This window comes from Wolbachia endosymbiont of Rhagoletis cerasi (genome assembly GCF_018454475.1).
GTDB lineage: Bacteria > Pseudomonadota > Alphaproteobacteria > Rickettsiales > Anaplasmataceae > Wolbachia > Wolbachia pipientis.
In genome coordinates this window covers 37,506-51,857 of record NZ_JADCNC010000009.1, presented here as the reverse complement: position 1 = coordinate 51,857, position 14,352 = coordinate 37,506, and the positions used below count along the sequence as shown (strand labels likewise).

11 protein-coding genes are annotated in these 14,352 nt (G+C 36.3%); 6 read left to right on the top strand and 5 right to left on the bottom strand.

The annotated features are described in order from the left end of the window. The first annotated feature begins 126 nt into the window (after positions 1–126). Positions 127–1,134, top strand: coding sequence for a tRNA (adenosine(37)-N6)-threonylcarbamoyltransferase complex transferase subunit TsaD (gene tsaD, locus INQ25_RS02600; protein WP_213863000.1), 1,008 nt, complete (start codon positions 127–129; stop codon positions 1,132–1,134). Between the two features lie 352 nt (positions 1,135–1,486). Here the strand turns inward: tsaD and INQ25_RS02595 are convergent, their stop codons facing one another. From INQ25_RS02595 to INQ25_RS02580, 3 genes are all read right to left on the bottom strand, one after another. Then, positions 1,487–2,002 (bottom strand): transposase, encoded by a 516-nt coding sequence (locus INQ25_RS02595; RefSeq protein ID WP_213862999.1) that lies wholly within the window; start codon positions 2,000–2,002, stop codon positions 1,487–1,489. Continuing rightward, positions 1,992–2,243: a hypothetical protein gene (locus tag INQ25_RS02590; RefSeq protein WP_010081945.1), complete on the bottom strand. Its 252-nt coding sequence runs from the start codon at positions 2,241–2,243 to the stop codon at positions 1,992–1,994. The genes INQ25_RS02595 and INQ25_RS02590 overlap by 11 nt, the downstream gene beginning before the upstream one ends. A gap of 521 nt (positions 2,244–2,764) precedes the next feature. Further along, positions 2,765–4,849: a coiled-coil domain-containing protein gene (locus INQ25_RS02580; protein WP_246484072.1), complete on the bottom strand. Its 2,085-nt coding sequence runs from the start codon at positions 4,847–4,849 to the stop codon at positions 2,765–2,767. Between the two features lie 127 nt (positions 4,850–4,976). Between INQ25_RS02580 and INQ25_RS02575 the strand changes: the two genes are divergently transcribed. Next, positions 4,977–6,332 (top strand): phosphomannomutase/phosphoglucomutase, encoded by a 1,356-nt coding sequence (locus INQ25_RS02575; protein ID WP_246484071.1) that lies wholly within the window; start codon positions 4,977–4,979, stop codon positions 6,330–6,332. 106 nt (positions 6,333–6,438) lie between these two features. On the opposite strand, the gene INQ25_RS02570 is transcribed toward INQ25_RS02575, so the two are convergent. Next, on the bottom strand, positions 6,439–7,290 hold the full coding sequence (locus INQ25_RS02570; RefSeq protein WP_015589151.1) for an Rpn family recombination-promoting nuclease/putative transposase: 852 nt from the start codon (positions 7,288–7,290) through the stop codon (positions 6,439–6,441). A gap of 210 nt (positions 7,291–7,500) precedes the next feature. Between INQ25_RS02570 and ppdK the strand changes: the two genes are divergently transcribed. Next, the gene (ppdK, locus tag INQ25_RS02565; RefSeq protein ID WP_213863135.1) at positions 7,501–10,227 is read left to right on the top strand and encodes a pyruvate, phosphate dikinase; all 2,727 of its coding nucleotides are present in this window, start codon (positions 7,501–7,503) and stop codon (positions 10,225–10,227) included. Between the two features lie 85 nt (positions 10,228–10,312). Here the strand turns inward: ppdK and INQ25_RS02560 are convergent, their stop codons facing one another. After that, a complete protein-coding gene (locus INQ25_RS02560; RefSeq protein WP_213862997.1) occupies positions 10,313–11,674 on the bottom strand; it encodes an ankyrin repeat domain-containing protein in 1,362 nt (453 codons plus the stop codon). A gap of 116 nt (positions 11,675–11,790) precedes the next feature. On the opposite strand from INQ25_RS02560, the gene glpX reads away from it, so the two are divergent. The 3 genes from glpX (at position 11,791) to INQ25_RS06435 (ending at position 14,165) form a co-directional block, all read left to right on the top strand. After that, positions 11,791–12,717: a class II fructose-bisphosphatase gene (glpX, locus tag INQ25_RS02555; protein WP_213863134.1), complete on the top strand. Its 927-nt coding sequence runs from the start codon at positions 11,791–11,793 to the stop codon at positions 12,715–12,717. A gap of 81 nt (positions 12,718–12,798) precedes the next feature. Next, complete coding sequence (locus tag INQ25_RS06440) at positions 12,799–13,440, top strand: hypothetical protein (protein WP_246484070.1); 642 nt, start codon at positions 12,799–12,801, stop codon at positions 13,438–13,440. Continuing rightward, on the top strand, positions 13,392–14,165 hold the full coding sequence (locus INQ25_RS06435; RefSeq protein WP_246484069.1) for a hypothetical protein: 774 nt from the start codon (positions 13,392–13,394) through the stop codon (positions 14,163–14,165). The genes INQ25_RS06440 and INQ25_RS06435 overlap by 49 nt, the downstream gene beginning before the upstream one ends. The last annotated feature ends 187 nt before the right edge of the window (positions 14,166–14,352 follow it).

Below are 14,352 nucleotides of genomic sequence, written 5' to 3'. Positions count from 1 at the left end.
TCTCATCAGCTAACAAGCAGCGGGATGACGGTTGTCGGTAAATCTTTTAGCTGTAGAAGTTAACTTTGCAGTTAACTTCTACAGCGTTTCAAAGTATAGTTTTGGTAATACAGTAACTAAATATACATGAAAACCATTTTAGCTGTTGAAACAAGCTGCGACGAAACTGCAGTAGCGATTGTAAATAGTGACAAGCAAGTCCTTGCTCACAAGATTCTTTCTCAAGTAGAACACAAAAAACGCGGTGGGGTGATTCCTGAGATAGCTTCACGTGCTCATATGGAACATTTAAGTGGCCTGATAAAAAGCGCTGTAAAAAAATCTAACCTTAACTTTTGTGACCTCAATGCAATTGCAGCAACATCAGGACCAGGACTCATAGGTGGATTAATAGTTGGTACAATGATGGCTAAAGCAATTGCGCATGTAGCACAAAAACCGTTCATTGCAGTGAATCACTTAGAAGCGCATGCATTGGTTATTAGGTTACTGCATGAGGTAAAATTTCCATTTTTAGTCCTATTAATATCAGGTGGTCACTGTCAATTTTTAATTGCACAGGATGTAGGTAAATACATTAAACTTGGAGAAACGCTCGATGATTCACTAGGAGAAGCATTTGATAAAGTTGCTAAGATGCTGGGTTTAAGCTATCCCGGAGGGCCATTAATTGAAAAGTTAGCTAAAAAAGGCAATGGTGCAAGATTTAAATTGCCAAGGGCAATGATAAAACGTTATGGATGTAACTTTTCGTTTTCTGGAATTAAAACAGCAGTAAAAAACTTAGTGCAAGAACTTAAAATGAGCGAGCAAGATGTGTGTGATGTATGTGCTTCGTTTCAAGAGTGTATTAGTGACATACTGCTGGACAGGGTTAGTAATGCGATTATTATGGCCGAATCTTTAAATATCAAAATCAATGACTTTGTGATTACCGGCGGAGTTGCAGCAAATAATTTCTTGAGAGAAAAATTAAAGCAACACATAAACTTAAACATATTTTTTCCTCCCAACAACCTATGTACAGATAATGCAATAATGGTTGGATGGGCAGGAATTGAAATGTTACAGAAAAGCTATATAGATTCTCTCAATTTTGCACCAAGACCTAAGTGGGAGTTAGAGAGTTATTAAAAGCTCTCAATTCTGAATTATAGCTAAAGTGACTTAGGTTCTCTAATTGCACATAAGTCAACAATAATTTTCACACAAATCAAAACAGCATATCTTCTCCATAATCCTTGGTAATTTTACATAAGTTAAAAGTAGCATATGGTTCTCTCCGCGGTCTGAGATGACAATAAATTTGTCAAGCCGCATTATACTTGTTAGGCGGAAGTGGACGGCAACATATTTACCACGAAGTCTAACTAAGTTCTTGCTTGTCCCTTCCATCGGCATTGCTATCTTTATTTTCAATAAAATTATTGTCCTATGCTCTTTTGATGTTTATTGATAATAAAATTCTGTTTTATCAACCAACATCCTATGCATAATTACAGCTAATTTTCTTGCTACTGCTACAATTGCTTTTTTCATTCCTTTTTTCTTCGCAACCCCAGTTTTTTAATTTAAATGTCCTCTTGGTAACTGTAAGCATTGTTTGTACAGCTTCATATAACATACTTCTACATTCCGCTGGTCCCATCTTTGATATGCTGCCATGCCGATCAACTTCTCCAGAAGAATATTGCCTTGGTGTCAACCCTATATATGCTCCAACTGTATCAGATTTCTCAAACCTATGTGGGTTATCAATTGCAGCTTTATACGTCATTGCTACTATAATCCCCACTCCTGGAACAGTAGTTAACAATTTACAATCATCGTCTTTTTCACCTTGTTCTGAAAGCATTTTGTCAAGCTTTCTTAATGACTTTTCTATTGCTTCCAAACTACAAACTAACGCTTCAATTGAACTCCTACTGATTTCATCCAAATTATTTATTGCCTCTTGTATTCTTAAAGCGAAAGTTTCAAATTTTGATCCTTTACCGACCATGTATCTTCAACAACCCTCTTATTGTTCCAATAACCTGCTGTTTGCTACACATTAGCTGTCTTCTGCTTCCAAGCGCTATTTTAATTTGACAACTGATTTTACTAACACTTCTCATCATCTGCGCTATACCCCTCGCATCGTTTTTATCATTCTTATTGATTCTTGCAGACAACGCTGCTGCCATATGCCTTGCATCTACACAAATTACTGGTAATCCAAAACTCCTTAACTCTTTGCACATTGATATTGACAACTATCCACTTTCTATTCCTATGGGTTCGTATTTTTTGCCTTGGCTAATCTGCTATTACCTTACTTTCGCTTGCAACAACTTCTTCCTTAACAACTTTTCCTTTCTCATCAACGATACTTATAAAAGTTTCTTTTAATGAGATCGCTATAATATTTCATGACCTACTGTAAAAGTTTAAATTATTTTTGAAGAACCAATTCATTGAATTTGTTACTTCGTGCTAAAATAATGGAGTATGTCTCTCCATCATTCAATAGCAATTACAGTATGTTTAGCTATAATTTGAAAAACAAAAATTCGTCATTCCGCTACTAGTTAGCGGGATCTAGAGGTACCGCGGCGGCATGACGTAGGATTGCTGTCATCCTGCTGCTTGTTAGTGGCTAAGAGATACTGTGAATAAATCACGGTATGACGGTTAAGTATCCCGCTACGTGTTAGCGGCTGAGATAACGCGAATAAATCGCGGGATGACGTGTTGCTTGGGTCAGCTATAGAAGCAAAACTCATCATTTTGAAAGAGGAGGAGATTTTTCCGGACCCTCAGCAGGGATTGATTTTGGATCTGATAATTCTGTATTTACCTTGATTGGCTCTAATGGAGTTTTCTGCTCTTCCGGTTTATCATCTGGAATTGGAACAGGCCAATCCATAATGTTTTGCGGTATAACTTCTGCTTCTTTAGCTTCTTTTTGACCTGTTGAAGATGATGCATCAACTCCTGCATTTTTAGTAACTTCTTGTTTGAGTTGTTTATTTTCTTCTTGTAATTGCTTTAAATTTTTCTTTAACTCGTCAATCTCTCTTATTTTTTGTTTTAATTGTTCAGATATAGTTAGTTTGTCTCTAGTCAATTTTTTGTTTTCTTGTCTTAACCCACTAGCTGTTCTGCTTGAGTTGTTGTTTACAGCTTGTATACCTTGGTCTTGCTGCTGCATGCTTGTTCCTCTACTTTCATATTCAACTTCAGTTTGAGTTGATGTAGCTGCCAGACCTTTTTCCTGCTGTAATATGTTCTGCAGTTGCTCTAGACTCTCTTTGGCAGATTTCAACTCTTCTTGTAACATATCTTCCTTTTCCTTAAGCTGACGTTGAAGCTTTTCTATTTCCCCCTTCGTATTTTCTTCGCTTAGCTCATCTGCAAGTGATCTTCCAGGTTCAAGTTGTCGAATTTTCCTCTCTAAGTCTTCCTTTTCTCTCTGTAATCCATTTAATTCTTTAGACAATTGGTTCGCCGTTTCAGCCAATGTATTGTTTTCCTTTTTTGTTTCCATTAACTGTTCTGCCAACTGCTTTTTATGATCATCGTTTAAACCTTCCACTATTTTCTTCAGGTCATTCTCCAAATTTGCATTCTTTTCCTTTAGTACAGTTAAATTAGCTTCACTTTGCTTCAATTTTCTCTGTAATTCTTTATTTGCCTCATTTGTTTCACCTTCCTTATCTTTCAACTGATCATTTAAGTTCTTTATTACATCATTTTTATCCTGTAGTTCTTCCTCTTGTTCCTTTATTCTTTGACCTCTTTCAAATATCGCTCGCTGTTGTTCATTGACTTTATCTCTCAAGGAGTCACGTTCTAATCTTAGATCCTCAAGCTGCTTTGCCTGCACTGCAAAATATTTAGCAAATGTTTCTTTTTCTTCCTCTAATTCCTCAACTTCATCTTTTAATCCTTCTTGCTCATACTCTTCTTCATCACCAGACATATCATCCTCAAATATTTCATCTTCATCACTAAATTCACTGCTGGTGGATATAGAACTTCTACGTGAAGAAGGTGTGCTAGGAGAGGAATACCCACTGCTGCTTGGTGTAGGTGACTGTGGTGATATATGTAGATCTTTTGTAAATATTTCCTCTGCTGGTACTTGCTGATCGTCTACACTCTTGGATATGCCAGTAAAAGCTTGATACAGAGTTTTTCCGTTGATAAAAACTTCTTTATTTTGTCCAACTAACTTTAATACTTCTTCTGAACTCGTTATTCCTCCAAATTTTGGCTCACCAATAACACTCTGTATACCACCAGAATCCAATTTTACGGTCATGCTACAGTCTATGCTGTTACCTTCAGAATCCTTAGCCTGCCAATTAATGGTCATTTCACATGAGCTTGAACCAGTAAAATCATAGTGCCTTTCGCTGCCTTTTTTGGTTGCAGTTATTTGACTATCTTTCCCTAAAGATATGTTATAAACCTTACCTTCACTGCTAGCTCTTAAAATATTGCTAATTTCTATTGGTTTTTCTTCATTTTCAAATCTAATTTTGAAGTCATTATCCTTTGTTGGATACACTAAGAAATTTTGACCAGGCAGAGACGACTTGAGTTCTTTATGCGTTGCGTCTATTGATTGCTCAAATTTTTGGAACTCCTTTTCCCACTTTAAATTTATCTGTCCTGTAATGTTCTCATCTTTGCATAAAGGACCAATGAAGTACCAGATGAGATTTTCTTCCTTTAGTTTTTTTATAAAATCCTGAAGATCGTTGCAAGATTCAATGACACTTAAAATATCGTTTTTCTTCTGTTCATCTACATCTAAACTTTGACTTTCAGCTATAAATACATTTTCGTTTTCCTGTGGCATAATTTTACATTTTAAAAAATATACTATAATATTAACAGATTTCTTTAAAAAATCAACTAATTGTTGGATAAATAAACTTGAGCATTTGGCCAAAATGTTATATAGTAGTCACTTCAAGAAGTGCAGTATGGACAATACCATTATAAGAAAATACGATATTAGAGGTATAATAGGCAAAGATTTGCAGATTAATGATGGGTACGAGATAGGTAGAAAGTTTGGCCAAACCGTAGCTAGTGTTTGTGTCGGCTACGACAGCAGAATAGATTCACCAGGTATAGAAAGAGAATTAATTAGGGGCTTAACTTTATCCGGTGCAAATGTTATACGCGTTGGACTATGCTCTTCACCTATGCTTTACGCTGCAACACAAATCACACAGGCGGATCTTGGTATCATAATAACTGCCTCTCATAACCCCAGCGAATATAATGGCTTTAAATTTTTTAGTAATAAAAAAGTCTTCTCAGATCAAGAGATAAAGGAAATTATAAGCAGTCCAATTAAAAACAGCACAAGAATTGGAAGCTTAATTAACATAAATATATATAGTGAATACATTAGCATATTAAAAAGTGCAGTGAAGAACGATACTACACAGAAATTAAAAATAGCCTGGGATTGTGGAAATAGTCCAGCAAGTGGAATTATAAGGTATATTGAAAAGATCTTGCCTGGTCATACGCACATCGTAACCAATAACTCTATAGATGGGGCATTTCCACTGCATGATCCAGATCCCATAGAGGAAAAAAATCTTGCTCAATTAATTGACATTGTGAAGGAATATGGATGTGATCTTGGCATTGCGCTAGATGGCGATAGCGATAGGGTGCGCTTAATTGATGATAAAGGCAGTGTTGTTTCCAATGACCATTTATTTATAATTTTTGCACGTGAAGTGTTGGAGGAATATCCAGAAAGCAAAGTTATTGCTAACGTAAAAATGAGTATGAAAGTGCATGATTTTGTTAGCAAGTTAGGAGGGCAAGTTATCACCTGTGCTACTGGACATTCACTAGTTAAGAAGAAGATGGTAGAGGAAGAGGCAAAGTTTGCTGGTGAATTAAGCGGGCACTTCTTCTTTTCTGAGCTAAGTTTTGATGATGGGCTATATTCTGCTGTTAAAGCAGTTGACATTTTGCTTAAGAAAAACCAAAGCCTATCTCAGGTGATTGAGGATTTACCGAAGTTATATATCACTCATGAAGTGAAGATTGTAGTGAAAGATGAGAAAAAGTTTCAAATAATTGAGTCAATAAAGAAAACACTGGAGCAGCAAAATATTGTATTTTCAGATCTTGATGGTGTTAAGGTAACCGATAATAAAGGTTGGTGGCTTCTTAGGGTATCAAATACGCAAAACTGCATTACAGCAAGATGCGAAGGAGAGACTTTAGAGGGTTTTGAACTTACTAAAAAAGTTTTGTTCCATTACATTGATGAAGCAAGGTCTTTAAATTGTAGCTACTCACAGAAATAAATTTGATTTATAAAATTGGCATAAAAGTATAAAGATAAATAGGCTAAATGTACTTATCATCTGGTCAGGCTGCAGCATTATTTCGTGTAACCGTTTGCGGGTCCACTTAATTCTGCAATTCTTTGATCTCACTCATGGAGAGGCCAGTAAACTTAACAATAGTGGTGACATCAACATTATTAGCTAGCATTGTTTTTGCAACTTCAATTTTTCCTTCCTTTTTAGCATCATCAAGTTTTTGTTCAAGAACAGCCCGTTCATCACGAATACGTTTTATTTCCTGTTCGTAGGCAATAAATTCTTTCTCTGACCAGTTGAATCTATTTAGTTCTTCATATGCCTTTTTAATTATTACATCACTACCTATTATCTTTTCCAATTCTTCTTCGCTAGTTTCATCTGCATATTTAAAATAATAGATCCATTTTTCAACTATACTCTCCAATTGGTCTTCTTTAGTTTTAGGAAATTTTGGTAACTCAATAAATGTAAAATAAAAATCTTTTAAATCATGTTCATAGCTATCTTTGTCTAACATTACATGATCTGACTTATACTCAGATTTATTAGGAAAGAGAATACAATCAGCAATAGCTATAAAAATGATTTCTTTAAGACCCTGATATTGATCACCTTTATCAGCTTGCCTTGAATAAGCTTTAGCAGCGTAATATTGAGCGCGTTTTTCAAAGCCTTTAGTTTTGGCAACTTGCATTTCGACTATTACTTGCACCCCATTTTCATCCCTGCAAAGAACATCAACGATACTTTGTTTTTTAGAGGCAATTTCAGCATCTTGAATAGTGCTGAGGAATTCTATTTCTTTTATTTCATCTTTGCCAGTGAACCCCAAAATATCATTGAGAAAGTGAATGAGGATGTCTTTATTTTTTTCAGTACCAAAAATACGCCGGAACGCAACATCATTCTTGGGGTCGAGAAATTTAGAAAGAGCCATAAAAAAATTTTTAAATATATCTTTATATTATATATTCTTATTAATAATAATTCAATAATTTGTCGTCTTTTTTGTTAACTTTACTGATGTTGTTGTAAGGAACGTTGTTGCCAAATTTTGTAAAATTTATTATCCTAAGGTTTCAAGTCTTCACAGGTTTATTGGAACTATATGTACAATGTGTTTATCAGTGAAAATCCGGAGAAAATGATGGGGGAAAAGTTAATACATTACTTTAGCCAGGGTAAATGCGAAGGCAATGCAGAAATGAAAAATCTGCTGGGAGGGAAGGGGGCAAATTTAGCAGAAATGTGCAATGTTGGCATTCCTGTTCCACCTGGTTTCACAATTTCCACCTCTGCTTGCAAAGTCTATTATCAAGACAATAGATCTTCTGTCATCCAAGTAGCTGACTACTCGGATCCAGAAAAAAATGTGGTCACGCACTGGAATGACATATGTAGTGAAATCAAAAACTACATGGCGATGCTCGAAAATGACATCGGTTGTAAGTTTGGGGATTTAAATAACCCCTTATTAGTTTCAATACGCTCTGGTAGTGTTAGTTCAATGCCGGGCATGCTTGATACTATTTTAAATGTTGGTCTAAATGATGAAACCGTTGTTGGGCTTGCAAAAAAAAGTGGCGAACGTTTTGCTTACGATAGCTACTGCCGTTTCATCATGATGTACTCCAATGTTGTACTACAGCTTGATCATCACCTGTTTCAAGATGTTATTGATAATGAGCAGCAAAAGAGTGGAGCAAAAAGCTTAGCTGATCTTGATGTTGATGTTTTAAAAAAGATCGTTGACAATTTCAAGAAGATAGTACATGAAAAAACCGAAAAACACTTTCCGCAGAACGTTGAAGAGCAATTGTTAAACTCAGTTAATGCAGTATTTGCCTCTTGGAAAAATGATAGGGCTGTTTCCTATAGAAAAATACATAATATTCCTGAAAACCTTGGAACAGCGGTCAACGTGCAAGCAATGGTTTTTGGTAATTTAAATGATAATTCTGCAACTGGTGTGATATTTACACGAAATCCTTCAACTGGAGAAAAAAAATACTTTGGTGAATTTCTGATTAATGCTCAGGGTGAGGATGTGGTTTCTGGTGTTTATACTCCTATGCCAATTGACGGAGAGCAAAAAAACACCATGGAGAAGTTGCTGCCAAGTGTCTACCTGGAATTATGCGCGGTATGTGAAAAACTTGAAAGGCATTATAAAGACATGCAGGATATCGAATTTACTGTGCAGGACGGTAAGTTATGGATTTTGCAGACTAGGTCTGGCAAGCGCACGGCTGAAGCTGCTATTCGCATAATAGTTGATATGGTAAACGAAGGAACGATTACAAAAGAAGAAGGAATATTGAGAATTGATCCAAAAACCTTTGACAATTTATTGCATCCAGTTCTTGACGTTAAGGGTGACCAGAAAGTAATAGGGAAGGGACTGCCGGCTTCTCCAGGGGTTGCTTCTGGATATGTAGTGTTTAGTGCAAGTGATGCTGAAAAAGCTGCAGAGCAGGGTAAAAAAGTGATTTTAGTAAGGTCAGAAACGAGTCCTGAAGATATTAATGGAATGAATGCTGCAAGTGGCATAGTAACAGCACGGGGAGGGATGACCTCGCATGCTGCTGTTGTAACCCGTGGAATGGGTAAGCCATGCATTTGCAGTGTGAGTGGACTTTATATCGATAAAGATGGAACTTTCTTTTCTGTAGGGGATACAAAAGTAAATAAAGGTGAACCAATTACCATCAACGGAGGAACAGGGGAGGTTATGCTTGGCATTCTTCCTACAATTTCACCTGAATTATCGCAAGAATTCAAAACGATAATCAACTGGATAGATGAAATCAAAACGGTCAAAGTGAGAGCGAACGCTGATACTCCAAAAGATGCAAAAATTGCAAAAGAATTCGGTGCAGAAGGTATAGGCTTATGTCGCACAGAACATATGTTTTTCGCTAGTGATAGAATCGAATTCATTCAAAAATTGATAATAGCTGACGATGAAAATGAAAGGGCAAATGCGCTCATTAAACTAGAAGAAATGCAAAAGTCTGATTTCAAAGAAATATTTTCTATTATGGAGGGCAGGGAAGTCACTATACGGTTGCTTGATCCACCTTTGCATGAATTTTTACCCAATGATCAGTCTACTATAGAAAAAATTGCCAAATCACTTAGTAAGTCAGTTGAGTCAGTAAAAAATAAAATAGCACAGTTATCAGAAAAGAACCCAATGCTTGGCCATCGAGGTTGTAGACTTGCTATTTCTCATCCTGAAATATATAGCATGCAGATTAGGGCAATACTTAGTGCTGCAAGTGAATTAAAGAAAGAAAAGAAGATAGAAGTGGAGCCTGAAATCATGATTCCTTTTATAATGAATGAGAAAGAGTTTGTTCTGATATGCGAGCTAGCAAAGAAAGAATCCTCTGTCATCTCACAGACGCAGATTCCAGCGTCACGCGCTGGAATGACATCAGACAAGGCGTACTCAATTGGAACAATGATAGAGCTACCACGAGCGGCACTGATTGCTGATAAGTTAGCAAAACATGCAGAGTTCTTTAGTTTTGGCACTAATGATTTAACGCAAACAACCATGGGACTTTCAAGAGATGATTCAGTTAATTTCCTCGATTCCTATAAGAAAAACAACATATTTGACAATGATCCATTTGAAGTGCTGGACATCGAAGGGGTAGGGGAGTTAATCAAGATAGCCATTGAAAGAGGCAAAAAAACCCGAAAAGAAATAAAACTGGGTATATGTGGAGAGCATGGAGCAGATCCAAAATCTATAGAGTTTCTCATCGAATCAGGGGTAGATTATGTTTCATGCTCACCCTATAGAGTACCGATTGCAAAGTTAGTGGCAGCACAGTTTAGTGTTAGATCTAAATTTGCTAGGTAAGTATAGTGGCAGTGTTGGCTACTCATATGGTTTGAGCCCACCAGAGGGTGTCATTCCAGCGCGTGACGCTGGAATCTAGTTTTTATTATGACCTTCTGGATCCCAGTGTCTGGGCACTGGGATGACATCCTGTTACACGTTCAACTTCATTCTCTCTCATCTCCCTATAACTTGGTAATGTAGAATTTTTTACATGCAACCCGGTAGCTATTGCAACCAAAGCAGCTATAACACCACAAATCACTGCACCAGTTACAAATGGAACCATCACAGCAGCAGTAATGAATAATCCTGTAATAACAACTCCAACAACATCTTTTGTTAATGAGGTGTAAAAATTTTCCTTGCTTTTTTTATATTTAGCTTCTTTTTCATTTGGCACAGAAAATTGAGCATCTACAAAGCCGTTAGCTTTATTATCATTATTTGGTGTGGCAGTTTGCTTAGCCTCTGGTATTACAGGCGTTTTATTTTTGTTATTATGATTTGATTGGCCATTAACATTATCACTATTTGGCGTGGTAGTTTGGTTAGTCTCTGTTACTACAGGTATTTCATTGTCGTGATTGCGATTATCACCATTAGTACTAACTGGAGGCACTGTTGCTACAGGTCTACTACCAATGTTTCCATTACTGCTGCTGGGTTCTGCTCTATTTTCTTCATTAAGCTTACCTCTATTCAAGAACGCATTAACAATTTCAGTTTTACCTACCTGTATGGCCACTTGTAAAGCCTCTTTCCTGTTTGCAGGACTCACGTAACCTAAAATTAGCTCAGCTTCTTGGGCATTATCCTGAGTAATAGCAAGACACAGAGCGTTAAATTTTTCTTCTTCATAAAATTTGCCACTATCCAAAAGTACCTTAACAACGTCAGCTTGTTTTGTTATTGTAGCTATGCCCAATATAGTTCTGGAAGCAGTATCTGTAAGATGGATTACAGCATCTAAATCTGTAAACAATTTTACAACATCTAGAAATATGCCACGATCGCCGGTAATATTGGACTCTCTTACAGCATTTGCAAACGAGTCAAAAATTGCCAGATTTGTTTCTTTCCCTTGTATTAGTTGCTCGTAAAGTACTTCAGCAGTCATACCAGGGTTTATGAAGTTACTAGAATCTACTTCATTACTGTCTGCTCTATTCTCTTCCACATTAGGTGCCTCTTCTTCCTTGTTTATTGCTGCGGTTATTTGCTCTTGTTGAAGGGGTTCACACCCATTTTGGAGGAGAAAATCCTTAACGCGTGGGTTGTTATTTTCGGTTGCATGTTTTAGAAGTAGGTTCCCTAATGAATTGCCTCCTTCACATTCATCTTGAAAATTAACTTCTTTCCTTAACCTCTTTTTTAGTTCTTCCAAACTAGTAACTGTGTTATCACGTCCTGTAATTCTATCTATATCTAGATAGAAATTTCTAACATCATCATCACTATATGCCATAACTATAATCCCACTACTATAATGCTTATATTATATCAACTCCCTAATAATCAGTCAAGGCATATTGCAGTTTCAAGCAGCATGATATATATTGAATATAGTTCTTAAAGCAAATGATGGAAGATTTAGCCTATAAATTAGTTAAAGTGACCGAAGCTGCGGCGCTTGCTGCATATAAACTAGCAGGCTTCGGCGATGAAAAAAAGGCTGATCAGGTTGCAGTTGATGCAATGCGTACAGTATTAAATTCAATGGAAATAAATGGTACTATCGTAATTGGTGAAGGTGAGAGAGATGAAGCGCCGATGCTATATATTGGCGAGAAGGTTGGCACTGGAAATGGTCCTGAGATTGACATTGCTGTTGACCCACTTGAAGGCACTACGATTTGTGCTCATTACAAATCAGGGGCAATGTCCGTTCTTGCTGCAACGAAAAAAGGTAATTTTTTACATGCACCTGATGTTTATATGGAAAAGATAGCAGTAGGAAAAAATCTTCCAGAGGGTGTAGTCTCACTAAAAAATAGCATTGAAAAGAATCTAGACAATTTAGCCAAGGCAAAAAAATGCAAAGTGAATGATCTCGTGGTAACTGTACTTAAACGTGAAAGGCATGGTGAATTAATAGAGAAAATCAGGAAATTAGGAGCAAAAATTAAACTAATAGATGATGGTGATGTTGCGGCCATAGTTTCACTAGTAAATGGCAATCATGATATGTATATCGGTATAGGAGGAGCACCAGAGGGAGTGCTTGCGGCTGCAGCGCTAAGCTCTATCGACGGACAGATGGAGGGAAGATTAGTACTTGATACGGATCAGTTAAGAGAAAGAGCAAAAAATTTAAATATTGATGACCCAGAAAAAGTCTACGCCGTAAAAGATATGGCAAGAGGTGAATCAGTGTTTATTGCAACTGGAGTAACAAGCGGAGAACTTGTGGATGGAGTTAAATTGAATCATAATACCTATTCAACTAATTCTTTAATAATTCTGCCTAATAGGCTGATAAAGCTGCAAACAATGCAGAACTTATGTTAGCTTTTTTAGTTTCTAATTTTAGCTTTACAACATTTAGCATTAAGATATAATCAAGTTTACTTATAACAATAGAGGTGTGAAATGTTTTCTAGTATTATAAATCTATTTAATGGTTTGTACAAAAATTCGAGTACCAAGGAAAGTGAAGAAAAGTTGACTCTTCTATCTCCTCAAGCAAATCTTCAATTCGATAAGACTCAGGTACAAAGTGTGCTCTCAGATTTTGAGGAATTGGAGTTTAAGGATAATAAGTGTTTTGACAAAATAGCAGACGATTATGAAAAGAAGGGGAAGAGTTCCCTCTTTAATTACGTGATATTGAATAAGCGGAAAGAAATAATCGATATATTAGATAGGAATCTTCCTCTCCTCGAAGAACAGGAGGAGTTTAGAAAGAAATATGGTCAATATGTTCTTCAAATTGACAAAGGAATGAGTTATGGAAAGGAACTTCAAGATGGACTTCGGTCTTTTGAAGATAGGGCAGAAAAAGTATTATCAGATTTTGAAAGATTGAATTTTGATTTTAAGGATAATAAGTGTGAAGATTCTTCTGATTTCGTAAATTATAATAACGGTTGGCCGGCAGATCCATTTGACAAGATAGCAAATTATTATCGAGAGGATGATATTTTCCTTTTCAATTATGTGGTATTGAGTAAGCGAAAAGAAATATGGGTATATTGGATAAGAAGCTTACTTCTAAAGATCAGGAGGAGTTAAAAGAAAATTTTAAAAAGAGGTTGGGTAGATATCTTATTCGAATTGGTGAAGGAATGAGCGATGGACAAGAATTTCTAAAAACTGGTAGTGCAATTGCTTTCTTTGATGGGTGTTATGTGCCATGTCCATATGCAAACCGTCTTCTTAATCATTATGACCATCTTAATATCAACATTACTAAACCTGAACAAAGTTTAGAAACCAGTCGTCTTTTCACTGAAAAAACTAAAAGAATGGAAGAAGAGAAAAGCGAGGTAAAAAGAGCAAAAATATACAGCAATGGTGAAAGAATAGTAACAATTGAGAAGAATGAGAAACAACAGAGGAACTACTCCTTTACAAAATTTGCAATATGTGACATCGAAATTAGTTGGGGTGCAAAAGATGAATCTGGAAAAGACCTTAACTGTACTGTTGTTCTAAATATAAATTTAGGTCAAGTTAGTATTAAAAAATCAACTATTGACGGTAAAGATGTTGAACCAAAGGAAATTTTAGAGTTAGCTAAGCAAAACGAGGCTGTGCTTATAAAAGGTAAAGCTTTATGTGAAGTTTTAGTAGAACATTTCATTAAGCAAACACCATGTGAGGAAAAGAAGGATATGCAATCGCACGAGAATATCGGTGTACCTGGTTCCGGTGCACCTCGCTCTATTAATGAGGAAATAACTGTAGAGCATCCGTTCGGGAAAGCGGCAAATAAAGATAATCATAGAGAAATGTGAGTTTACAACAAATGGTGCCATGAAAGTAGCTGATACATAACTGTACGAACGTTTGTTTGCGAAGAAATGTTATAGCAGGTTTTGCCTCAAACACAAAGGTGTCATTCCAGTGCTTGACACTGGAATCCAGCCCTTTTACGCAGTCCCATTAAAAACGTTGTATTTTAACGTAGGATTAGCTACTTTT

Bases quoted from the DNA above. Each gene is read 5' to 3' on its own strand.
- INQ25_RS02570 (WP_015589151.1), bottom strand. From the start codon at position 7,290: ATGGCTCTTTCTAAATTTCTCGACCCCAAGAATGATGTTGCGTTCCGG.
- tsaD (WP_213863000.1), top strand. From the start codon at position 127: ATGAAAACCATTTTAGCTGTTGAAACAAGCTGCGACGAAACTGCAGTA.
- glpX (WP_213863134.1), top strand. From the start codon at position 11,791: ATGGAAGATTTAGCCTATAAATTAGTTAAAGTGACCGAAGCTGCGGCG.
- INQ25_RS02575 (WP_246484071.1), top strand. From the start codon at position 4,977: ATGGACAATACCATTATAAGAAAATACGATATTAGAGGTATAATAGGC.
- INQ25_RS02560 (WP_213862997.1), bottom strand. From the start codon at position 11,674: ATGGCATATAGTGATGATGATGTTAGAAATTTCTATCTAGATATAGAT.
- INQ25_RS02590 (WP_010081945.1), bottom strand. From the start codon at position 2,243: ATGTGCAAAGAGTTAAGGAGTTTTGGATTACCAGTAATTTGTGTAGAT.
- ppdK (WP_213863135.1), top strand. From the start codon at position 7,501: ATGGGGGAAAAGTTAATACATTACTTTAGCCAGGGTAAATGCGAAGGC.
- INQ25_RS02580 (WP_246484072.1), bottom strand. From the start codon at position 4,849: ATGCCACAGGAAAACGAAAATGTATTTATAGCTGAAAGTCAAAGTTTA.
- INQ25_RS02595 (WP_213862999.1), bottom strand. From the start codon at position 2,002: ATGGTCGGTAAAGGATCAAAATTTGAAACTTTCGCTTTAAGAATACAA.
- INQ25_RS06440 (WP_246484070.1), top strand. From the start codon at position 12,799: ATGTTTTCTAGTATTATAAATCTATTTAATGGTTTGTACAAAAATTCG.
- INQ25_RS06435 (WP_246484069.1), top strand. From the start codon at position 13,392: ATGGGTATATTGGATAAGAAGCTTACTTCTAAAGATCAGGAGGAGTTA.